Genomic DNA, 21,632 nt, shown 5'->3' on the forward strand with positions numbered 1-21,632 from the left:
AACAGCATGGCCGTCCACGAGAACGTGCTGAACTCGGGTTTCTCGCCGTCCTTGCCGAGCGGGATCCTGCCGTAGCGGGACAGGGCGATGCCCACCGTCGAGGCGAGCACGATGATGGCCACGGCGTTGAACATCCAGCCGAGGTTGTCGGTCGACCAGTAGAAGGCCGCCTCGGCGACCGCGGCGACGTTCCGGGGCGACCAGATGCCCCAGGCGACGAAGGCGACCGTCAGGGATCCGGCGATCGCGAACACGAGCCGGTCGATCCGGTAGCGGCGGGGGCGGCNGGATGCCCGGGACGAGGACCGGGTGTGTGTCGTGGGGGTACTTGGGGCGTCGGTAGTCGAGGCTCGCGAAAGCGGAGTTCCCGGCCCGCCTCTGCGGGGTCGGACGTGCCTCGTCGTCGGTGGTGTTCTTGTTCGGTTCTTGAGGGTTGTGCGGCTGCCCTAGGCCTTTGTTCGGGTTTTCGGGCATGACAAAAACAGCCTCCTCAGGAGTCTTCAAGCGGAGATGCAGAACGGACCGGGGAAGGCGCGAACGCACCGGGAATCAACAGGATCGGGACCGGGCGCAGGTGTCGCCGTGGGTTCCGGCAGAAGTGGGAGGCTTCGGCGTGCACAAGAAAAGTGTGCACGCTCCTCTGCCCGTGTTGATGTCGGCAGGCGTCAGGCGTCGTTCTCGACGGCGCGGATTCGATGTCCTCGGGGCGGGCCGTTCAGGGCCTGCTCGGTGGACGCCTTCCGCCGCGAGCGGCGCATCCAGTGGTGCTCTCGCAAGGCCGAAGAAGGAGTGCCCCTACTCTGCGTGCCTCGCAAGCTCGGCAGTTTCGCACAGCGGGGGCCCGGCTGGGGCCCTGTCGACCGATGAGAACACAGCGAGAGTGCCGCTGGGGCGACGCGCAGCAGGAAAACGGTGCCCGCCGAGCAGGCCCTAAGGCTCGCCGCCCCACCAGCCGATCCCCNCGTGGCCGACCGTGTCGGGCACGGCGTGGGAGCCGACGCGGTCACGGAGCGCGGCCAGGGGCCCCAGGCGCTCCGCGGGCACGCCCTTGTGGCGGCGCTGCGTCGGCGATCGAAATTCGGACATATGCGACACACAGTAACTGCGGTGCGAGGCGCCTGTCAACCAGAAATTCGTGATCCGGGTATTTCGGTCACATAAAGAAAGTTCCCATGAATCACGCCGGCCCCGGTCGGGAAAGTGTGCGTATTCTTGCTGCCGGATGCCGGCCCTGTCGTTCTGTATTCCGCAGGGCGCGTGGCCCGACGACACCTGGAACTTCGAGTGGCAGGGTCCTGTGTCCATACACCCCGCCGGGTCGGTGCCGACCATGCGCGTGATGCCCGTCCCGGACGCGGGTCCTCGGGCCGCGCCGGTGACCTGATCCGGGGTGAACGGCCACCGGCGCGGCCCGTTCAGCAGGCGTCCTCCTCCTCGTCCTCCGCGGTGACACCGTCGAGGTCCTCGGTGACGGACAGGTCCGTCTCCGAGGCCGAACCCTCCTCGAACCCGTCCCAGTCGATCCCGGTGACCAGTTCGAGCGTCCCGTCCAGTCCCTCGGCCTCCTCCGTCCGAGGGGCGTTCTCGAGGGAACCCCCCAGCAGCTCCGCAGCGGCTTCGTCGCCGGGGCCGTGGAAGACTGTGGTGGCCTCGGGGGCGCGCTCCTCGGGGTTTCCTGTTCCGGTGACCTCGTAGCCCTCTTCGAGCAGGACGGACTCCACCTCCGAGGCCAGCCCGTCGATGTCCGTGTTGTTGACGACCTCGACGGAGATGTCGGAGGCCTCGACCGAGCCGGCCCCGTCCCCGTCAGCGTCCGTGTCGTCCTGTTCGGCGGTCAGGTCCTCCCCCTCGTTGATCGCGGCGAAAAGCTCCGGGGCATCCGGCCGGCTCATTGCGAGGCGGTTGGGGTTCTCGGGGTGGGCCTCCGTGGGGACCGTGACGAACTGGACCTGGTCCAGGTCGATCTCCCGCATGGAGACCGCGATGTCGGTCATGGTGTCGACGGACAGGCCGTCGTCGGTGGTGATGGAATCGGTCACCGCGCCGAGGAAGTCGGTCACCGTGGCGGGGCTGGTCATGACGTCGCTGCTGAGGGCCTCGCGCAGCATGGCGCCCATGAACTCCTGCTGCCGGTCGATGCGGGACAGGTCGCTGCCGTCGCCCTGCGCGTAACGCGAGCGCACGAACCCGAGCGAGTCCTCACCGTCCAGGACCTGGAGCCCGGCATCCAGCTCGAGTTGGGCCTGCGGGTCGTCGACGGGCTCGGGGACGCACATCTCGACCCCGCCGAGAGCGTCCACCATGTCCTTGAACCCGATGAAGTCCATCATGATGAAGTGGTCCAGGTGCACCCCGGTGACTTCCTCGACCGCCTTCCACTGGCATCCCACCCCACCGAAGGTCATGGCGGAGCTGATCATCTCCTCCTGGGGAGGCATGCCCTCGTAGCCGTCGACAGGGTCGCAGCCCGGCAGGTCGGCGACGAGGTCGCGGGGCAGGTTCACGAGGGTGGCGGCGCCGCTGTCCACGTCGATGCTCGCGATGAGCATCGTGTCGGCGCGCTCGCCCTCGGCGTCCCCGTAGTCCGTGTTCTCTCCCGTGCGCACGTCGGAGCCGAGCACGAGGAGGTTCATGACGCCGTCGACGTCCACCGGCCTCTCGCCCCACTCGTCGGTGTCCACCTCGGCGGTCGTGACGTTGCCGACCAGGCCCTGGTACCAGCCGTAGCCGACCAGACTCGCGATGATGGCCAGTGCGGTGGCGACACAGGCGACCCACTGCATGGTGGACAACCGGGACGCGCCCCGGGCGGAGCGTTTTTCGAGCATGAGGTAGCAGTGCCTTCGGTGGAACGTACGAGTGGCATCGGAAAACTGTTTCCGGCCGAAGGGCACGACCGAACTCGGTTTCACTCGGAAACTGCAACGGGTTCACGCCAGTTCTGGAAGGAACGAGTTCCGGGATGCCCTGATCGGAAACTGCACGCAAGGTGGGGGTGGGCCTCCTGCGCGCCGGGAGTTCCCGTCCAGCGTGTCAACGATTACTGAGTCGAGGCTGAAACGATCCTGAAGCCCCTCTTCAGGTGAACCTCGAGCCGGCCCGAGCAGGCGGAAGCGCCACGGCCCCCGTGCGCCGCGCAGCCCCCTGCTCGGATGCCGGCCCCGTCAGTCGCCGGGGCGGATGTCGGCGACCTCGCCGGAGAGGTCGAGGAGCACGTCGTAGGAGCGCCCGTCGGGGCTTCGCACACCCACCTCCCAGCCGTCCTCGCCGGTGCGGTCGGTGTGTGTCGCCCTGGCACCTTCCCCGACAGCGTCTTCGGCGGCTGCGCGGGCGGTGTCACGGTCGGCCTCGGGCCGGGGCCCGGTGTCCTCCCACGGGGCAGGCCCCCCGCCGGGGTCTCGGAACGACCGTCCGTTGATGGTGAAGACATCGGCCTCGTCGGGCCCGTCGCTCCCGGCGGAGTCGTAACGCACACCGAGTGTGACGTCGGAGCCGTCCAGGGACCGCAGCTCGTCCAGGACCGGATCGGTGAACCCGTCGGCGTCGAAGTCCTCCAGGACCGGATCGTTCAGCAGCCATGCGCGCGGGCCGAAGTCGACCTCGACGCCCGCGCCGTACCAATCGTCGGGGGCATCCCCCGAGCGCAGCTCACCTACCAGCTGTTCGAGGCCGTCGACCGGTACTGCCTCTCCCTCTCCACCCGGTTCGGGCAGCGACGGGGCTCCGGTGAACCCGTCGAGGTGAACCGCCTCGACCGGGCGTTCCGGGTCCTCGGGGAAGACCAGGCGCCCCCCGACGCCCAGGACCGTCACCGTCACCACACAGGCGACGACCACGGTCGTTCTTCGTCGCATCATCGTTCCTTATACGGTGGGGTCGGACAGGTTCTCATTATTCACGGGCCTCATGATGGGCGCCTGAAAACATCCTGAAGATCGAATTCAGGTTTCTTTTGTCGTGCCCCCGGTATTCACCTGTGTGCCGGGGTGGCCGAGCGAGCAGGGGGATGCAACGCGGTGGCGGTTCTGTTGGTCGAGGACGAGGCGGGCATCGTGTCCTTCGTGCAGCGAGGGCTGGAGAGCGCCGGGCACCAGGTCCTGACCGCCTCCGACGGTGTCGACGGGTTGATGCTGGCCCAGTCCTCCGATGTCGACCTCGTCATCCTGGACCTGGGGTTGCCCGGCCTGCCGGGTGAGGAGGTCCTGCGCAGACTGCGTCGTCGCCGTCCCTCCGTACCGGTGATCGTACTGACCGCCAAGGACGCGGTGAGCGACCGCGTCGCCAACCTCGACGCGGGCGCGGACGACTACGCCGTCAAGCCGTTCAGCCTGAACGAACTGCTGGCGAGGGTCCGGGCTCGCTTGCGTACCAGTGGACAGGAACGCGGCGATGCCCTGGCAGCAGGGGGGGTGACGCTGGATTTCGGCGGACACGTGGCCCACGTGGACGGGACCGCCGTCACCCTTTCGGCCCGGGAGTTCGCCCTGTTGGCGGTCTTCATCCGCCACCCCGGACAGGTGTTCTCCCGGCCCCAGCTGCTCGACCTGGTGTGGGGGTACGACTTCGAGGGTGCTTCCAACGTCGTCGAGGTCTACGTCAGCCAACTGCGGCGCAAACTCGGCGCGGACCGCATCCAGACCGTGCGCGGTGTCGGGTACCGCTTGAACGGTGGACAGGGGTGAACCTCGCCGGCCGTCTGATCCTGCGGTCGCTCCTGGTCATGGCGTTGGTGATCGGTGGGATCACGGCTCTGACCCACGAACTCGTGCAGGTGTCGGGGCGCAACGACGTGGACGAGCTCTTGCACCAGGAGGCCGAGTTCCTGAGCGACGCGCTGGGCGAGCAGCTGCCCGCCGCTGCCGGGCTGGACGGCGTGGTGTCGGGCCCCGAGGCCGAGCAGGCCGCACGCCAGGCCCTGACCGTCCGCCCCAGTGGAGAACGGCACGTGTCTTCGGTGCACGCCAACGGGGTCCGGCTGCAGAGCACGGGCGGTCCTTCCAGGGCGGCGGCCCTCATGCGCGGTGACGACGCACCCCGACCGGAGCCAGGGGCCGTGCGCACCGAGCACACGGACGCCGGGCCGCTGCGTGTGCTGGACACGGTCGTCACCGACGGGACCGGTCGGCAGATCGCCGTCATCAGCCTCGCGTCGCCCCTGGACGCCGTCCATGACAAGGCCACCACCGTTCTGCTGGTGACCTCCGCGGCCGGGATCCTCGGCCTGGCCGTGGGTGGGACGACGTTGTGGCTGGTGGTGCGCCGCACCCTGGCGCCGGTACGAACGGTCTCCGCCGCCGCGAAGGAGATCAGCCCGACCGACCTGGCCACACGCGTTCCCGTTCCGGACACTGCCGACGAGGTCGCAGAGCTGGCCACCGAGATCAACCAGATGCTGACCCGTATCGAACAGGCCGACGACACCCGTCGCAGGTATCTGGCGGCCATATCCCACGAGGTCCGCACACCGCTGGCGGTCGCCAAGGGGCACCTGGAACTGCTGGGCGGGCCAGAGGCGGAGGTCGTGCACGCCGAACTCGACCGGTTGCGACAGGTGCTGGAAGACCTCATGGCGGTGGCACGCGGAGGCGACGAGATCGACGCCCACCGCGGGCCGGTCTTTCTCCCCGATGTCGTGGCGGCCGTACGCGCCCGGGTGAGCTCCCTCCCCCACGCACGGTCCGTCGTGTTCGAGGAGCCCGCACCCCAGGTCGTGCTGGGGGACCAGGGCCGGCTGGAACAGTGTCTGATGAACCTGGTCGAGAACGCCGTCGACCACAACCCGTCGGACGTCACCGTCACGGTGGCCACCCGTGTGGAGGCCGCCACCGCCGTCCTGACGGTCTCGGACGACGGGAACGGCATCGACCCCGACCTGCTCCCGCACGTGTTCGAACCGTTCGTGACGACGCGGTCCGACGAGTCGGGCGGGCTGGCCGGACTGGGGCTGGCGATCGTACAGGCCCGAGTGGGAGCGCAAGGGGGACGGGTCGAGATCGACAGCGGCTCCGAGGGGAGTTCGGTGCACATCCGCCTTCCCCTCGCTGCGGCGTGACCACGGTGCCGTCGGGCGCGGCTTCATGCCCGGTCAGGGCTGTGACCGGCGGGCCTCCCAGCGTGCGGTGTAATCGGTGAGCAGGGACTCGAGCTGCGAGACCATGAAGCGGTAGTAGTCCAGCATCTCGCCCAACCGTTCCCGTTGTCCGGCCGAGAGCTCGGCGCCGTGTTCCTCCGCGCTCTGCGCCAGGTGGAGCAATCGGGTGGTCGCCTCGAGCTGGTGCCGCAAGCAGCCGACCCAGGCGTCGTCGCGCCAGCGGTACACGAAGTGTCGTGACCCCGGTTCCTTGACTCGCTCGACGACGCCGTTGGTCATGAGCAGCCGGGTCGTCTCCGAGACCGAACCCTTTCCGGCCCCGAGCGTCTCCTGCAGCTCCGCCGAGGTCAGGGGACGTTCGCTGAGGATGAGCACACCTGCGGCCCGGCCGGCCATCGGCGGCCAGCCCATCGCCCGGCCGATGTGCAGGCCGAACTGCTCGACGATCGTCGCCAGCGGGTCCGCCCCGCTGTCGTCGGCTGCCAGGGTCACACTTCCTCCACGAAAGTTCTCAAAAAAATGAACGTTCAGTCTTGACCGAACTTAGTGATGTAGGTCATTGTACAGCTCAGGCGGTCGGTGACGGAGCCCGAGCCGCCGCACAGGGCGGGAGATGAGCAGTGGCGAGCAACGGATGGGACCTCATCGTGGTGGGCGCGGGCTCTGCGGGCGCGCCGCTCGCGGTCCGCCAGGCCGAGAAGGGCAAGCGCGTCCTGCTCCTGGAGGCCGGGCCCGACTACCGGTCGGCGCAGATGCACGAGGCGTGGCGCTCGCCCAACCCCGCGGCCGCGCTGACCGACCCCGCCGCGACCGTCGGCATGCTCTGGACGGGCCTGGACTCATCGCGGACCGAGGCGCAGCAGCCCGCACCGTACTGGCGCGGCCGGGGCGTGGGCGGTAGCTCGTCGGTCAACGGCCAGATCGCGATCCGGCCGCCGATGGAGGACTTCACCGACTGGGTCGCACTCGGCTGCGACGGTTGGTCCCCCGAGGACGTCCTGCCCTACTTCGCCCGGATCGAGGACGACGAGGACTTCGGCGGCGGGCCCCACCACGGGCGCGGCGGTCCCACACCCATCCACCGGACCCCGCAGGACCGGTGGGGAAGCGTCGACACCGCTCTGTTCAGCTCCGCACGGGCCGCCGGGTTCGAGTGGGCTCCCGACGTCAACGCACCCGGGGCGACCGGGGTCTCCCCCTACCCGATCAATTCCCGCGACGGGCGGCGGGTGTCGGTCAACGACGCCTACCTGGAGCAGGCCCGCGAACTGGAGAACCTCACCGTCCGCGGGGGTGCGCTCGTGGACCGGGTGGTCCTCGAGGGCGGGCGCGCGACCGGGGTCCGGGCCGCCACCGGCGGGACGGTGGTGACCGAGCACGCGGACACGGTCGTACTGAGCGCCGGCGTCGTCCACACTCCGGGGATCCTGATGCGTTCCGGGATCGGCCCGGCCCGTCACCTGGAGTCCCTCGGCATCGGGGTCCGGCAGGACCTCCCGGTGGGGCACGGTATGCAGGATCACCCGATGGCGCTGCTGTCCCTGCCCCTGACCCCGGCCGCTTCGGTCAGGACACCGCACGACCGGCACACCAACGTGTGTGTCCGCTGGACCAGCGGTGCCGGAGCACCGATCAACGACCTGATGTTCGTCTCCATGAACCAGAACGTGCTGTCCATGGCCGCGGCCGACACCGGGCCCGGGTCGGGCGCCTACGGCGTCTGGCTCAACCAGGCCTGGTCACGCGGTGAGTTGACCCTCTCCTCGACCGACCCGGAGCACCAACCGCGGGTTCGCCAACGGATGCTCTCCGACGAACGCGATCTCACCCGGATGCGGGACGGGATCAGAGCCCTGGTCGAACTGGCCCGTCGGCCCGGGACGGCAGCCGTGACCGAGGGCTCCGTGGAACAAGGGAACAGGGCCCTGTTCACGGCACTCGACGACGACAGCGCACTCGACGCACACCTTCTGGCCACGGTGGGCGACGCACAGCACGGGACCAGCACCTGCCGCATGGGGCACCCCGACGGTGCCGACACGGTGGTCGACCCCGCGTGCCGTGTGCTCGGAGTGGAGGGGCTGCGTGTGGTCGACGCGTCCGTCCTCCCGACCGTGCCCAGGGCGAACACCAACCTCGTCACGATCATGGCCGGCGAGCTCATGGCCGACCGGCTCGGCTGAGGGCCGCGACCGCCACCCGAACTCGGGACGTCACCGGTGGCGGACCCGGCACGGCACCACGAAGGAGTACGACGCCAGTGAAGACCCTGAAGAACCTCATCGGCAATACGTGGGAGGAGCCTCGCGGTACGGAATACCTCGAGGCCGTCGATCCGGCGACCGAGGAGGCGGTGGCCCGGTTCCCGGCGGGCTCGACCGACGACGTCGACCGAGCGGTGGAGGCGGCCGACAGGGCACAACCCGGTTGGTCCGCGCTGCCGGTCACCGAACGGGTCGCGTTGATCTCGGCCTGGGCCGACACCGTCGCGGGACACACCGATGAGCTGGCCGAACTGGAATGCCGGGAGATGGGCAAACCTGTCGGGACCGCCCGCACGTTCATCGACGGTGCCGTCGCAGGGCTCGGAGGCGTGGCCGCCGAAGCGCTGGGTTACCCGTTCGAGCAGGACATCGAACGCGCCGACGGCGGACACACACGCATTCTGCGGCATCCGCTGGGCGTGGCCGCGGTCATCACGCCGTGGAACTTCCCGGTCGCGATGGTTCTGTCCGCCCTCGGCCCCCTGCTCGCGGCGGGCAACACCGTGGTGGTCAAACCCTCCGAGCGTTCGCCGCTGTCCACCGCACGGCTGTTCGAGCTGCTCGACCTGCCGCCCGGCGTGGTGAACCTGGTGCTCGGCGACTCCCGGGCGGGTGCGCCGTTGGCCGAGCACGAGACGGTGCAGCTCGTGCACTTCACGGGCTCGGTCGGGGTCGGCCGCACGATCGGTGCCAACGCCGGCAGGCAACTGCACCGGACCGTGCTCGAACTCGGCGGCAAGGACCCGGTCGTGATCGACGCCGACAGCGACCCGAAGACCGCCGCCGAGGCCGTGGCGTTCGGCGCCTTCGTCAACACCGGCCAGATCTGCACGTCGATGGAACGCATCTACGTTCACCGGGAGATCGCCGAGGAGTTCGTCGACGCGCTGGCCACGGCGGCCCGGGGATTCACGGTGGGCGACGGCCGCCAGGAGGGCACGGTGCTCGGCCCGCTCGTCGACGGGCGCCAGCGCGAGCTCGTCCACCGCCACGTCACCGACGCAGTGGACCGGGGCGCCGGGGTGCGCACCGGTGGTGCTGTGCCCGATGGACAGGGGTTCTTCTACCCGCCCACGGTGCTGACGGACGTGGACGAGTCCATGCTGGTCATGACCGAGGAGACCTTCGGGCCGATCGCCCCGGTCGCCGTCGTGGACTCGTTCGAGGAAGGGCTGGAGCGCGCATCGCGTTCGCGGTTCGGTCTGGCCGCCACCGTCTTCACCCATGACCCCGGGCACGCGGCCGCAGCGGCGCGTATCCCCGCCGGGGTCACCTGGATCAACGAGTGGCAGGGCGGGGGCCCGGAACGGTTGTACGAGCCGGCCCGCGACAGCGGGATGGGTGCCACCGGCGCGCACGCCGCCTACGACGCCGCCACGCGTCCTGCGTCGGTCCACGCCCCGGCACCTTCCGCCTGAGGCCCTTCACCCGTCCGCTCCGGCGATCCGGTCGGAGCGGACCCAGGTCGGCCTCAGCACCGGCAAGTGCTGGTTCTGCGTCGAGCACGGCGCACAGCCACGCGGCGTCCGAGACGGCCCTTCGACCCGGGCACCCGCGCGGACGGGGGAGAGCGCCCTCGATGTCGTCCCCTGTTCGGGTCATGCTGTACCCCTCCACTGATCCGGAACAACGCGGCGCTCGCGGGCCCGCAGGTCCGTCTCCGCTTCCGCGTGCCGCTGTGTGCGAGTGGAGAATGCCCCTGGGGGAACAGATCCCTCGACCCGTGTTCACACCACTGGGCCACGGCCATCGCCTCGCACCCCGGCGGCGGCCCTGGAGACGATGACCGAGCAGGACGGGGAGACCCGGGTTCGCCGACGGACCGGGGCGGCGTGCGGCGCGGCGTTCCGGGGCCACGGCTCGGACAGGTGCATCTTCGTGGGGAGAGGTCCCCGTGATCGCGGGGACGGATCCCGTCCGACACGGGAAAGGAACCCGCCACGGCGGGAACCGACGGCGACCGGCCGCGGCACGATGACGGGCGTGTTGGGCCGTACCGTCGCGGGGCAGGCACAGGAGCTGCCCATGCAGAACCGCGAGGAGGACGAGCATGAGCCGAACGTTGTATTTCACCGGGGACGCCGACGCGGATCGGCTGCTGTCCGAGAACCCCTCGGCCCTGATGATCGGGATGCTGCTGGATCAGCAGGTGCCCATGGAGTCCGCGTTCGCGGGGCCGAAGAAGATCCTGGACCGGCTGGGTTCGTTGGACGCCGAGGAGATCGCGTCCATGGATCCGGAGCGTTTCCAGGAGCTGTGCGCTCGATCGCCCGCGGTGCACCGCTTCCCGGGATCGATGGCCAAGCGGATCCAGGCGCTGTGCGCTGCCCTGGTCGAGGGGTACGGCGGTGACCCCGAGGCGCTGTGGACGTCCGGGAACCCCGACGGGCGCGAGGTCCTGCGCCGGTTGCGTGCGTTGCCCGGGTTCGGTGAGCAGAAGGCGAAGATCTTCCTCGCCCTCCTGGGTAAGCAGTGGGGTGTGCAGATCCCCGGGTGGCGGGACGCTTCCGGTGTCTACGGCGCGGAGGATGCCCGGCGTTCCATCGCCGACGTGGTGGACGAGGAGACGCTGCACGAGGTGCGTGCCGAGAAGAAGCGCCTGAAGGCCGAGGCCAAGAAGGCAGAATGACGGCCGGCCCGGGCCCAGGCACCCGGGGGACCGGCCACCACGTCTCCGTGGACTCGATCCGGACCCGCTGTTCCATCGGATACAGCCTGTGCGGCGCGCTGCACTCAGTCCTGGTTCTGGCGAGGCCCGTGTGTGTGAATGGTCATGGATACCGGCGGCCGGGTGCGGGGCAGCGGTCCATGGCGCTCCGTGGCGGGCGAAGCACCGGCACTACACGCGAGGTTGTGGAGCACGCGCATGCAGAGTTTCTCCGAATCGCTGAACCGGACCGTGGCCAGGTGGCGCAGCCGCCCGACGCTGCCCACGCCGGCGGGAAGTGAAGATCTCGAAGTCATCACCCGACGGTTCCTGCTGTACGGGGTCCTGCCTCTGTGGTTCGTCCCGGCGGTCGCCGATCACATCATGCACCGGCGCACGGACATCGAGCACACGAGCGGGACTCGCGAGTCCGCCATCCACGCGCTGATGATGGCCGAAGCCGGCGTTCCGGTCATGCTGGGCCTGTTCGCGCGCATCAATCCGCTGGTGCTCAGCACCATGTACGGCGCCGCAGCCCTTCATGCGGCGACGGCTCTGTGGGACGTGCACGTGGCCACCGAGGACCGCGAGGTGCGTCCGGTGGAGCAGCACATCCACAGCTTCCTGGAAGTGCTGCCCCTGACCGCCATCGCTTTCGTGTCCTGCCTGCGTTGGGACCAGGTCCGTGCCTTCGCCGGCACCGATCCCGACCGTTGGAAGCTCCAGCCCAAGCGCGAGCGCCTCTCCGGCGGCTATGTCGCAGGGATCGCTGCAGCGGTGGGCTGCTTCATCGTCCTGCCCTACGGGGAAGAACTGCTGCGCTGCGCACGCGTGCAGCGAGGCAGGGCCTGAGCAGGCACCGAAGCGGCACCCCGTGCCCGTGCGGGCGCGCACGCGGGCAAGGGGCTTTTCCAGGTGGAAGCCTGTCTGCAGGCACCTGGGCCGGGGCGACTGCGTGAAGCGCTGACCACTGCAGAACCGGTCATGAGGATTTACTCATGATTGCCTCATCGGGGATTCAGCCGGTCCTAAGAGGCTGAACAACCATGAGGACAAGCACCATCACGCAGGACGACGCGGTCGCCGACACGGTCCCTGGCACCGTCTCCGGCGTCGCGGACGCGCCGCCCTCCGCCTCCCCGGACCCCGGAGAGCACCGCGACCCGGGTGCGGAGCGGGGAGCCACCGGCGGTCGGCGCTCGCGCTCCGGACCGATCAAGGGCGGCGCGGTGCTGTTGGCGGTGTCGGCCGGCACCGCAGCCGTCTCCGCGGCCCTGCCCGCCGCCGGGGGAGAGCTCACAACCGACGCCCGCACCGTACTGTCGGTGTTCACTGCGGCTCTGCTGTGCTGGACGCTCACCCGCGCCGACGACGCCTTCATCGGCATGGCCGCGGTGGCAGTCCTGGTCGCAACCGGGATCCTGCCCTACGGTGACGTCCTCGGCCTGCTGGGCTCGGAGACCGTCTGGCTCCTGGTCGCGGCCGGCGTCATGGCCGCGGGCATCGAGGCCAGCGGGCTCCCGGCCCGGGCCGCCCGTGCCCTCATCGTCCGCGCCGGCAGTGTGCGCGCCCTGTTCCACCTGGTCACGGCGGGGGTGGTCCTCACAGCCCTGGCGATCCCCTCGACGTCGGGGCGGGCCGCGCTGGCCCTGCCCGTCTTCCTGGCGCTGGCACGCGTGTTCGCCGAGCGCCCGGCCGTCGTGCGCGCCCTGGCCTTGGCCCTTCCCACCACGATCCTGCTCAGCGCCATCGCCAGCCTCATCGGCGCCGCCGCCCACCTCATCGGCGACGAGATCCTGCGCGGCATGACCGGGTCCGGCATCGGGTTCGGCCAATGGCTGTTGCTGGGCGTCCCACTCGCCGTGGTCTCGGCGCACCTGGCGGCCGAACTGGTCCTGCTGCTCATGACACGCCGCGCAGACCGGCGCGGCCGCCTCGCACTCGACGCCGAGCAGCTGGCCGACCCTGCCCATGAGGAGGCTGCATCCGGCGGGGATGCCCCCAGGCGCCTCACGAGTGCCCAATGGCGGATGCTCGCCCTGGTCGCCGTGGTGGTGGCGCTGTGGTGCACCGAGTCGCTCCACGGAGTGCCGCCCACCGCCGTGGCCCTGCTGGGTGCGCTGGCCGCCACGGCGCCGGGGTTCGGCACCACACCCATGACAGCGGCGCTGAAGTCCGTCCCCTGGCCACTCCTGGTGTTCATGATCAGCGCCGCGGCCCTGGCCGATGCGCTCGTGCGCACCGGAGCAGCCGAATGGGTGGCTCAGGCGGCCCTCGCCGGGACCGCCGGAATGAACGCCACCGCCGTGCTCGCAGCCGTCGTCGCCGTCAGCGCGGCCTCCCACCTCGTCCTGCAGTCTCGCTCGGCGCGCGCCGCCGTGCTGGTGCCGGCGGTGATCCCGCTCGCTTCCGCGGTAGGGCTCGACCCCGCCGCGGCCGTGTTCGCCTTCACCGCGGCCGCCGGCTTCTGCCACACCCTGACCTCATCGGCCAAACCCGTCGCGCTCTTCTCGGACCTGCCCGACGGGACCCCCACCTACGGGCGCGCCGACCTGCTGCGGCTCTCTGCTCTGCTCGGCCCGCTCATGGTCGCCCTGGTCCTGGGCGCTGCCCTGTTCCTCTGGCCCCACCTGGGCCTGCCGCTGCGCTGATCCGCGCGGTGCCTACGCGCAATGCCCCAGCCACTCGAGTACTCGACCGAAAGGTTCAGCCATGTCCTGCGAACGCCGTATGCGCATCCTCGTCGCCCCCAGCGGGTTCAAGGAGTCCCTGGACGCCACCGAAGTGTCCGCCGCCATCGCCGAGGGGGTGGTACGCGCCGTGCCGGACGCGGTGATCGACACCGCGCCCATGGTCGACGGCGGCGAGGGGACCGCCGCCTCGCTGGCCCGCAGCACCGGGGGCCGGCTGGTCCACACCGTGGTCGAAGGGCCGGTCGGCACCCCGGTCGAGTCCCACTTCGCGGTTCTGGGCGGCCCCGGCCCGCGTACCGCGGTGGTCGAGATGGCCGCGGCGGCAGGCCTGCGGCTGGTGCCCCGTCACCTGCGCGACCTGGGGTGCACATCCACCCATGGTGTCGGCACCCTGATCGCCGCGGCCCTCGACGAGGGCTGCGAACACATCATCGTGGGCTGCGGGGACTCCGGGACCAACGACGGCGGAGCCGGGATGCTGCAGGCGCTCGGCGTCGGCCTGCTCGACCGCGACGGCGCCCCGATCGGCCGCGGCGGCGCTGAGCTGGCCCGGCTCGACCGTATCGATGTCTCCGGCCTCGACCCTCGGTTGGACCGCACCTCCATCGTGCTGGCCTGCAACCCGTTCAACCTGCTCACCGGCCCCAAGGGCGTCGCCCGCGTCTTCGGCCCGCAGAAGGGTGCCACACCCGAGCAGGTGCGGTGCCTGGATGCCGCCCTGGAGCATTGGGGCGACCTGCTCAGCGCCCACGCGGGGACCGACGTGCGCACCGCGCCGGGCAGTGGCGCCTCGGGCGGGTTGGGGGCCGGGGCCGCCGCCGTGCTGGGGGCCCGTCTGGCCCCGCGTTTCGAGGTGCTCATCGGTAGTTCGGCCCTGGACCGCCGCATCGCTGAGGCCGATCTCGTCATCACCGCCGAGGGCGCCATCGACGACCAGACCCCGAAGGGAAAGGTCCCCGCCGAGGTCGCTCGCCGGGCCAAGCAGCAGAACACCCCGGTAGTGGCCCTGGCCGGGACCGTGGGTCGCGGCGCCGACCTCAACCACGCCGCGGGCATCGACGCGATCCTGGGTATCCTCGCTGCCCCGCTCGACCTCGCGGGCGCCATCGAGCAGGCAGCACCGCTGACCGCAGATGCCGCCGAACGTGTCCTCCGCATGATCCTCGTCGGTGCCTCCCTCGGCTCCCCTGAAGTGGCGGGGAGGCTGGTCGATCAGCGGGTCGACAAGGGGGAGCTGGGTCACCGGCATGAGATGACTTCTACCGTGTCGAGATGGGCTCAGGGCCCTGCGCTGTTCAAGGAATGAGTAGGTCAGAGGCTGCCCCGGGAAGCCCTCCACGTCTGTTGGGAGAGCTTCGGGCCTCCCGAGGTCTGCCCCTGGGGCCTCACTTCGCGAGGAGGGACTGCATGAGGTCACCGAATTCCTCGTCGTCGGTGAACAGCGAGGCCGAACCCTGCTCCTGGTCGATCTCGATCCGGACGGCACGCATGTCGGGCAGCTCGGACTCGGCACGATCCCGGGAAGAGGGGTGCCACCAGTACACCTGGGAGGTGATGGGCCTCTCGGCCTCCTCGACGAAGCGGTCGGCCATGTTCTGGAGGAGCTCGAGTGCGGCCACGGGGTGACTGCTCTCTTCCCCGAGGACATGGGCCAGGATCACCTGCGGGACGGGAATTGCCACGAGCACACCGTGCGGGGTCCGCTCCAAGTGCCTCGTGAGGACGTGCAGCTGGGCGGACACGTACGGGTGCTCACCGCCGATGTGCACGAAGTTCATACCGCCGAAGTCGTGGTGGGAGACCTCCACGGGCTCGGCGACGCTGTTGGCGACCGCCTCAGCGTGAGTTGCCTCCTCCGAGCGGCCGGTCTCCTCGTGCTGTTCCCGTGTCACCGGCTGGACCGTATCGGGGGTGTCCAGCGCGACGGTCTCGAACAGATCGGCCCCCATCCGCCGGCCGAGCAGGGTGCTGGCCACCCCATCGGGGAATCCGGACTCCGGGTACAGGCGCACGCGCAGCTGCTCAGAGGAAGCCTTCGAGAGGTCGGCCACCTCGGACACACGTTTGACGACGGCTTCGGCGAAGGGGGTCACTTCGTCGAAGGCCGTGTCGAGATCAGCGCCCTCGACACGGGAGAGGTAGTCGCTCATGTCCATGGCGCCTCGTTCGCCGTCGCGGAGCGGGACGCTGATCGTCTGTGGGTCCTCGAAACGGGCGGAGTGCCCGAGCTCGTGCAGGACCCTGATCAGGACCTGTCGGCCGTGGTCGTCCGGGCGGGGCGGGTAGTGCGTACCCAGCGGGACTCCCTGTTCGCGGACGTTGCGGATCAGGGCGAAGACAACCTGTTCGGCCAACTCCGGATACTGCTCGGGCGTCAGGTCCCCTGCCCGCTCGATGGCGTCCGCGTAATCCGTCTCCAAGGGATCGTTGCCGGGGATCTGGATACGCATCCCTGTCGGCGGAAGGTGCTCCACCTCGACCCCGTGACGCCCGTAGGTTTCGAGTAGCAGGGACATGAGATCGACGTTCTGGGGACTGCTGCCCGTGGGCGTGCTGTCTGTCATGTGTCGTGCGACTTCCGGTCGGATCCGCGGGGTCTTCCTTCTCCCGTCGTGTTCGTTCCCGGACGGCCGGGCACGGGAGAGCTCGCTCTGACGACGGGGAACCTCACACGTTATGTCCCTGCAGGGATGCTCGGGACCGGGCACTCCAGGCCGGAGCGAGCTCTTCGCGTGCTCATGGCCCAACCGCGAGCGGGTCACGCGCAGGCAAAGTGCTCAGGAGGTGGAGCCCCCGGATGTACACGGTCTGTACCGGGGAGCACACGAGGAGCACAGACAGCCCGGAAACGCCGCGAGGGACTCGTTCGAGGCCCTCGTGCGCCCCGTCTGACCCGGGGTTCTGTTGCGCACCCGGCCCGACAGAATGCGAACCTCGATCCGGTGATCGAGGGGCCTCATCTCGAGCTGTTGCCCGCCCATGCCAAGGTGCGCCGGGACGGGTATCACGGGCCGCGTGACGAGCGTCGGGGCACGGGGGAGTGAGCGCGATGACCGTACGTGGGGGGGGACATGGTCAACGCCCCCGAACCGGGCAGGATATCCGCGTACAGCCGGTTGAAAGCGAGTTCTGCAGCCCCAGGTTCGTCGCGGCCACCCGCCCGGGCTGACCCCCTGCATGTGACGGTTGCTGTGAAGAGCCCCTACTTCGGTGAGTCTGCCCGGGACCCGGCGAACGCGCGATCGGACCCTGGGCAGACCTGTGACCGAGATTTCTTCCGCCGGTCAGTACAGGGTCCCTATGGCAGTGCGGCGCCGAATTCGGCTTCCGTGCCGTTCAGGCCCATGGTGGCCCCGCCGAAGGTCTGCGAGCCTTCACCGCTCAGCCCGTCGGAGGAGTTGTAGATGATGGTGACGGCGCCGTTACCGTCGTTCTCTCCGGGCACCCCGGCCACCAGGTCCAGCGATCCGTCGCCATCCAGGTCGATCAGGCTCACGTCCGCGCCCATACGGTCGCCGGCCCCGGACACACCGTCCACATCACGAACTGGGACATTGTCCGCGTCAGAGGAACCTCGCAGGACTATTGAGATGACCTCTTAATAGGGTTTTGCCTGAGAGCGGCGAATGTCGATTTCGGCCCAAAGTTTGCGCTTTTCCTGTGTCGGGGCAGGAACGGATGGTCGGCCTTCTGCGGTTGCGCAGCAAGGGGCGCGAACCCGTGGTTGAACGCATACTTCCTGTTCAGCTCAGTGCTGTATGCACGTCGTGTTGCTCCACTACCCGCATCACTGGCTCGCAACACGGCTGAGGCCCCTTTCTCGGGAAGCGCTGTGATCAGTCCGTCGACGGCAGATGCTCGGTCGTGGCGTGGTTGCACGGAGGCGGGTCAAGTGGGTTGTCCAGTCGAGGATCTGGCTATACGCTTTCGGTTCGTCGGATCCCCCTGGTTTCTGCCCGATCTTCCCACGCCGGGACTCCACGGGGGTCGTTCCCTTGTTCGGGGACACGAGCTCCTCATTTGTGAGGGGCATGGGTTCGAGTGGGTCTCAGGGATTGTGCGTTGGCCTTCCGGGCCTAGTTTCACCTACATGAGAGAGGCAGGGTTTTGGTGGACGCAGAATGGCAGAAAGGCCAGAGTGAGAGCTGCCTCACGGTCGGGGTGCTTGCCGACCCGGTGGCCATGCCCGTGCTTATCGGTGACCAGCTCGCTCAGGACCTGCCACAGTTGTTGACCGACCAGGTCGACTCCGAACAGGCCTGGGACGCGCAGGTGCTCCGGGAACGCCTGCCGCCCAGCGACAGCCGCCACACGGCGATGATGGAGCTCGCCGAGACCAAGATGGCCGAGTACGGCTGGGACATGGTTGTGTGCGTGACCGACCTGCCCATGCGCAGCGGCAAGCGGGCCATCATGGCTGACATGAACAGCGAGCGACGCGTGGTCGTGGTCTCCTTGCCGGCTTTCGGGGCTATGGCCCTGCGGCGCAGGGTCGGTGCGGTCGCGACCCAGCTGGTCGCCGATATCCACCTGCCCGGCACGCCCCAGGAGGGCAGCGCGCAACACCAGCGAAGGCGCCTTCCGGTTTTGGCCGGCCGTTTTCGGCGCCAAACCCCTGACCAAGCAGGGGTCGATGCTCGAATCTCCTCGAGCTGGGGGAATGCGCGGTTGTTGTTGGGGATGGTGCGGGCCAATCGGCCCTGGCGCCTGGTCTGGAGCCTGACCGGGCCGTTGGTCGGTGCCTTTGCCTTCAGTGCTTTCTATTTGCTCAACGCTACGGTCTGGGAGATGGCGACCATGCTCTCGGCCTGGCGCCTGGTGCTGGCAGTCGTGGGCGCGCTGACGGTGATGACCGGGTGGCTCATCGTCTATCACCAGCTGTGGGAGCCGGCGAGGAACCGTCCACGGATCGAGCGTGAACAGGCTGTGCTGTTCAACGCCACGACAGTGTTGACCCTGGGCCTGGGGGTGGCCTTTCTGTATGTGGGCCTGTTTGCGGTCAACGCTGGGGCTTCGCTGGTCCTGCTCTCACCGGACATCCTGCAGTCCTACGTCGCGGGGCAGGTCAGCGCGGGCACATACCTGCTCATCCCGCTGCTGGTCACGGCGGCGGGCACGGTAGCCGGCGCGATCGGATCCGGTTTCGAGAGCGAGGATTCGGTGCGCAACGCTGCCTTCAGCCTGCGCGAGCGCGAGCGGCGCGAGGCCTTCCGGCGAAAGCACGAACGGCGCCAGGAATCTCTGGAGGGGGACGGAGCGGGTTTCTGAGCCCGGTGGAACCTATGCCCTGACCAGGAGTGGACTGTGTGGTGTAAGCCACTCTCCGGGGCAGGTGAGGGACCGCGCTGCACGGGCAGTGCGTTGCTCGGGGCAACGGTTGCAGGTGCAGGTTCGACGAAATATCGAAGCGCATCTGGAAGGCAGTAGAAGACGTGGAGGGCGACCATGAGTAAGGAAGAAAAGGGCCAGAGCAAGGCCGAGCAGGCCAAGGGCAAGCTCAAGGAGGCCACCGGTAAGGTGGCCGGTAACGAGCGCCTCGAAGGAGAGGGCCAGGCCGAGCAGGCCAAGGGCAAGCTCCGCGAGGGTAAGGAAGACGTCAAGGACACGGTCCGGGGCGCCGCCGAGAACCTGCGTGGTGAGGACGACCAGAACCAGGGCTGAGCTCCGGTTCCAGAGGTGGTCGCGCCCTCCTGATTTTCAGCAAGGCGCGACCAGGAGGCCGCCGCCAACCAGGTGCGCTTGCTTATCGCCGCACCCGCACCCTGGGTCGCCCGCCTTCTGCGCCTGACCGACCTGGACACCCGCATCCCGGTCTTCGACACCCTCGCCCACGCCCTCGCACGCGGTTCTCGTTGAGGCACATGGTCGTGGGTTGGGCGCATGGTGCAGGAGCCAGGCCGCTCCACGGGAGCACACCCAGGGTGAGGGCGATACTTCGAGGAGCGGGTGCCCCGAACCCGCGGCGTGCCCGGACGCGCCGAACCCCACGGGGAGCTTCCGCCTCATTCGCGTGATTTTTCCGCTTGATCCCGGGTATGCACGTCTCTCACCAAGCGTCGGTGTCCCGAGCGGAAACAGCCGGGGGCGCGCAGGTCGCCGGCCAACGGGCCCGCCGCTGCGTCCCTTCAGGGCGCAAGGGGCACCTCAGCGGGGGTGAGTATGTCTCAGATTCCCACCCGGGTCGCTCCCGGGGTACACCGCATCGGCGACGACATCGTGAACTTCTACCTCGTCGAGGCCGAGGACTGCCTGGTCATGGTCGACGCCGGCCTTCCCTCGCACAGCCGGCGGCTCCTGGACGCCCTGGCCCACCTGGAAGACCGGCTGTGCGCGGTGGTGCTCACCCACGCCCACCCCGACCACGTCGGCCTGGCCGAAACGGTCAGGGCCAGGACCGGAGCACAGGTGTGGGTCCACGAGGCCGACGCGCAGGCCCTTGACGAGGGCCAACCCGGCGTCATGCACCATCTGCAACCCGAATGCCGCGTCCTGCCCTATCTGATGCGGCGCCCCTCGGCTCTGCGTCCGATGATGCTCCGCGGATTCGCCGGTGCTCTGATGTCACCGATGGTCCGCGAATACCGTAGCTTCGGCCACGACCAGATCCTGCGAGAGGTTCCGGGCCGGCCCCGGGTGCTCTCCGTGCCCGGCCACACCCCGGGAAGCACCGTGGTGGTCTTCGACGACCGTGCGGTGGCCTTCACCGGGGATGCTCTGGTCACCTACGACTGCAGCACCGGCCATCGGGGGCCCTGCGTGGTCAGCCGGGCCTTCACCCAGGACAGTGAGCAAGCCTTGGAGTCGCTGGAGCAGGTGGCCGAGCTCCCCGACGAGACGCTCATGCTTCCCGGGCACGGCGCTCCCTTCGCCGAGAAGCCGCGCATCGCCGTGCTCAGGGCCCGAGCCACGGGCGTGCGTTGAGCGGCGTTCCCCCTGCGCAGCCCGATCCGGGGGCCTCCGGCGCTGGCCCGCTCTGCTCCCTGGCCTTGGAGAACACCGTCATCGGGCGGCGAGGAGTTGCTACCCACGTTGTGGGCGGTTCTGCACTGACTTCATCAGTTCACCGCCCCGAACACACGGATGGCTGGGGCGTGGTGGAGGGAGGTGCGCGACGGGATCTGATGTCGGAGTCGTACTCAGATCGTCGGAGTCGGCGGCCGGGATGCGTGTCAGTGGTGCACCACAGAGCGGCGCATGCGGAGATCTCGCTGACCTCGTCGGCACAACGCACCTCGGAAAGTCGCCAGGCCGGCAGGGTGGGGCCGACGTCCGAGTCCCCCACGGAGTGGGCGCCGGCCCCTGCCGGGCTGCCTGGGGTGTCCCCCTCTGAGCCTTGAGACCCCAGGTGGCCCGGGTGCCCGTGGTGCAACCAGCGAGCACACCCAGTCCAACACGCGCCCCTCGGCCCCGGCGGGAGTTTCGCTGCAGGTGCCGCAGATCGAGGGCGTTGGTCCCCAGTAGGGCGAATCCGGGACCTACTCAGCCGTACCGGTGCAGCTCCAGCACACGGGTAGGGGGCCGGTACCAGCGCGGCATGCGGTACCGGCCCCGTGGTCCGCGGTTGACCACATTCGGCCCGGTGCCCTCGCGTGTGGCGGAGCTTACCGACCTCTTCCAGGTACTCCAACCGTGCCCTCAACACCGCCTCGCCCGGGGCCTCCCCAGGGTGGAGCATCAGCCCGCGCAGCGTCACGATGTCGTCCTCCGGCATCAGCCCCGAGAGATCTCAGGGCGGAATGACGGCGGACATCGACAGCTCCCCGGCATCCTCCCGGCCGCGCGCGTGGATGATCGCCGGCGTTGTCCTCCACACCACTCTCACCGCGGCCCGCGGCCCACGAGAGCACTGCTCGCACTAGTGACGGCTCGACCAGGGTGACGGTCCACGCGGTTGCCCGCGTGCTGAAATCGGACCGGCGCGGGTTCGGCGGCTGCCA

The 21,632-nt window shown here is 69.4% G+C and carries 17 protein-coding genes; 11 read left to right on the forward strand and 6 right to left on the reverse strand.

Translation table 11 applies throughout. The features are described 5' to 3' along the window. The 3 genes from D474_RS33170 to D474_RS0104540 form a co-directional block, all read right to left on the reverse strand. Positions 1–254, reverse strand: a 254-nt coding sequence (locus D474_RS33170) for a BCCT family transporter (RefSeq protein WP_040703074.1), incomplete at its 3' end; no start/stop codon positions are given. A 1,161-nt stretch (positions 255–1,415) separates the two neighbouring features. Next, entirely contained in the window at positions 1,416–2,828 is a 1,413-nt protein-coding gene (locus D474_RS0104535; RefSeq protein WP_017612412.1) for an LCP family protein, read from the reverse strand. A 336-nt stretch (positions 2,829–3,164) separates the two neighbouring features. Continuing rightward, positions 3,165–3,857, reverse strand: coding sequence for a hypothetical protein (locus D474_RS0104540; RefSeq protein ID WP_026118165.1), 693 nt, complete (start codon positions 3,855–3,857; stop codon positions 3,165–3,167). A 159-nt stretch (positions 3,858–4,016) separates the two neighbouring features. On the opposite strand from D474_RS0104540, the gene D474_RS0104545 reads away from it, so the two are divergent. Continuing rightward, the gene (locus D474_RS0104545; RefSeq protein ID WP_017612414.1) at positions 4,017–4,682 is read left to right on the forward strand and encodes a response regulator transcription factor; all 666 of its coding nucleotides are present in this window, start codon (positions 4,017–4,019) and stop codon (positions 4,680–4,682) included. Next, entirely contained in the window at positions 4,679–6,052 is a 1,374-nt protein-coding gene (locus tag D474_RS0104550; protein WP_017612415.1) for a sensor histidine kinase, read from the forward strand. Before D474_RS0104545 ends, D474_RS0104550 begins: the two co-directional genes overlap by 4 nt. A gap of 33 nt (positions 6,053–6,085) precedes the next feature. Here D474_RS0104550 and D474_RS0104555 read toward each other — a convergent pair whose 3' ends face one another. Next, entirely contained in the window at positions 6,086–6,583 is a 498-nt protein-coding gene (locus D474_RS0104555; RefSeq protein WP_017612416.1) for a GbsR/MarR family transcriptional regulator, read from the reverse strand. A gap of 128 nt (positions 6,584–6,711) precedes the next feature. Between D474_RS0104555 and D474_RS0104560 the strand changes: the two genes are divergently transcribed. From D474_RS0104560 to D474_RS0104585, 6 genes are all read left to right on the forward strand, one after another. Further along, positions 6,712–8,274, forward strand: a complete 1,563-nt coding sequence (locus tag D474_RS0104560) for a GMC family oxidoreductase (RefSeq protein ID WP_017612417.1) — start codon at positions 6,712–6,714, stop codon at positions 8,272–8,274. 77 nt (positions 8,275–8,351) lie between these two features. Continuing rightward, entirely contained in the window at positions 8,352–9,773 is a 1,422-nt protein-coding gene (locus D474_RS0104565) for an aldehyde dehydrogenase family protein (RefSeq protein ID WP_017612418.1), read from the forward strand. A 632-nt stretch (positions 9,774–10,405) separates the two neighbouring features. Next, positions 10,406–10,984: an HhH-GPD-type base excision DNA repair protein gene (locus tag D474_RS0104570; RefSeq protein WP_017612419.1), complete on the forward strand. Its 579-nt coding sequence runs from the start codon at positions 10,406–10,408 to the stop codon at positions 10,982–10,984. 237 nt (positions 10,985–11,221) lie between these two features. After that, entirely contained in the window at positions 11,222–11,854 is a 633-nt protein-coding gene (locus tag D474_RS0104575; protein WP_017612420.1) for a hypothetical protein, read from the forward strand. Positions 11,855–12,048: 194 nt separating this feature from the next. Beyond that, positions 12,049–13,653, forward strand: a complete 1,605-nt coding sequence (locus tag D474_RS0104580; protein ID WP_017612421.1) for an SLC13 family permease — start codon at positions 12,049–12,051, stop codon at positions 13,651–13,653. A 61-nt stretch (positions 13,654–13,714) separates the two neighbouring features. Continuing rightward, positions 13,715–15,001, forward strand: a complete 1,287-nt coding sequence (locus D474_RS0104585) for a glycerate kinase family protein (RefSeq protein ID WP_017612422.1) — start codon at positions 13,715–13,717, stop codon at positions 14,999–15,001. A 79-nt stretch (positions 15,002–15,080) separates the two neighbouring features. Here the strand turns inward: D474_RS0104585 and D474_RS0104590 are convergent, their stop codons facing one another. Both D474_RS0104590 and D474_RS0104595 read right to left on the reverse strand, forming a co-directional pair. Further along, positions 15,081–16,211: a hypothetical protein gene (locus D474_RS0104590; RefSeq protein WP_239646999.1), complete on the reverse strand. Its 1,131-nt coding sequence runs from the start codon at positions 16,209–16,211 to the stop codon at positions 15,081–15,083. Positions 16,212–16,993: 782 nt separating this feature from the next. Then, positions 16,994–17,191 (reverse strand): integrin alpha, encoded by a 198-nt coding sequence (locus tag D474_RS0104595; protein ID WP_161628658.1) that lies wholly within the window; start codon positions 17,189–17,191, stop codon positions 16,994–16,996. 611 nt (positions 17,192–17,802) lie between these two features. On the opposite strand from D474_RS0104595, the gene D474_RS0104600 reads away from it, so the two are divergent. The 3 genes from D474_RS0104600 to D474_RS0104615 all read left to right on the forward strand — a co-directional run bounded on the left by D474_RS0104600 (position 17,803) and on the right by D474_RS0104615 (position 20,616). Continuing rightward, a complete protein-coding gene (locus D474_RS0104600) occupies positions 17,803–18,963 on the forward strand; it encodes a hypothetical protein (protein ID WP_017612425.1) in 1,161 nt (386 codons plus the stop codon). A 177-nt stretch (positions 18,964–19,140) separates the two neighbouring features. Then, entirely contained in the window at positions 19,141–19,356 is a 216-nt protein-coding gene (locus D474_RS27675) for a CsbD family protein (RefSeq protein WP_017612426.1), read from the forward strand. Between the two features lie 498 nt (positions 19,357–19,854). Beyond that, a complete protein-coding gene (locus tag D474_RS0104615) occupies positions 19,855–20,616 on the forward strand; it encodes an MBL fold metallo-hydrolase (protein WP_017612428.1) in 762 nt (253 codons plus the stop codon). The last annotated feature ends 1,016 nt before the right edge of the window (positions 20,617–21,632 follow it).

It is taken from the genome of Nocardiopsis salina YIM 90010 (assembly GCF_000341025.1).
Taxonomy (GTDB): domain Bacteria; phylum Actinomycetota; class Actinomycetes; order Streptosporangiales; family Streptosporangiaceae; genus Nocardiopsis; species Nocardiopsis salina.

What these genes read in the sequence shown, in the direction of transcription:
- D474_RS0104535 (WP_017612412.1), bottom strand. Translation starts at nt 2,828, where the DNA reads ATGCTCGAAAAACGCTCCGCCCGGGGCGCGTCCCGGTTGTCCACCATG.
- D474_RS0104540 (WP_026118165.1), bottom strand. Translation starts at nt 3,857, where the DNA reads ATGATGCGACGAAGAACGACCGTGGTCGTCGCCTGTGTGGTGACGGTG.
- D474_RS0104570 (WP_017612419.1), top strand. Translation starts at nt 10,406, where the DNA reads ATGAGCCGAACGTTGTATTTCACCGGGGACGCCGACGCGGATCGGCTG.
- D474_RS0104575 (WP_017612420.1), top strand. Translation starts at nt 11,222, where the DNA reads ATGCAGAGTTTCTCCGAATCGCTGAACCGGACCGTGGCCAGGTGGCGC.
- D474_RS0104580 (WP_017612421.1), top strand. Translation starts at nt 12,049, where the DNA reads ATGAGGACAAGCACCATCACGCAGGACGACGCGGTCGCCGACACGGTC.
- D474_RS0104585 (WP_017612422.1), top strand. Translation starts at nt 13,715, where the DNA reads ATGTCCTGCGAACGCCGTATGCGCATCCTCGTCGCCCCCAGCGGGTTC.
- D474_RS0104590 (WP_239646999.1), bottom strand. Translation starts at nt 16,211, where the DNA reads ATGTCCCTGCTACTCGAAACCTACGGGCGTCACGGGGTCGAGGTGGAG.
- D474_RS27675 (WP_017612426.1), top strand. Translation starts at nt 19,141, where the DNA reads ATGAGTAAGGAAGAAAAGGGCCAGAGCAAGGCCGAGCAGGCCAAGGGC.
- D474_RS0104615 (WP_017612428.1), top strand. Translation starts at nt 19,855, where the DNA reads ATGTCTCAGATTCCCACCCGGGTCGCTCCCGGGGTACACCGCATCGGC.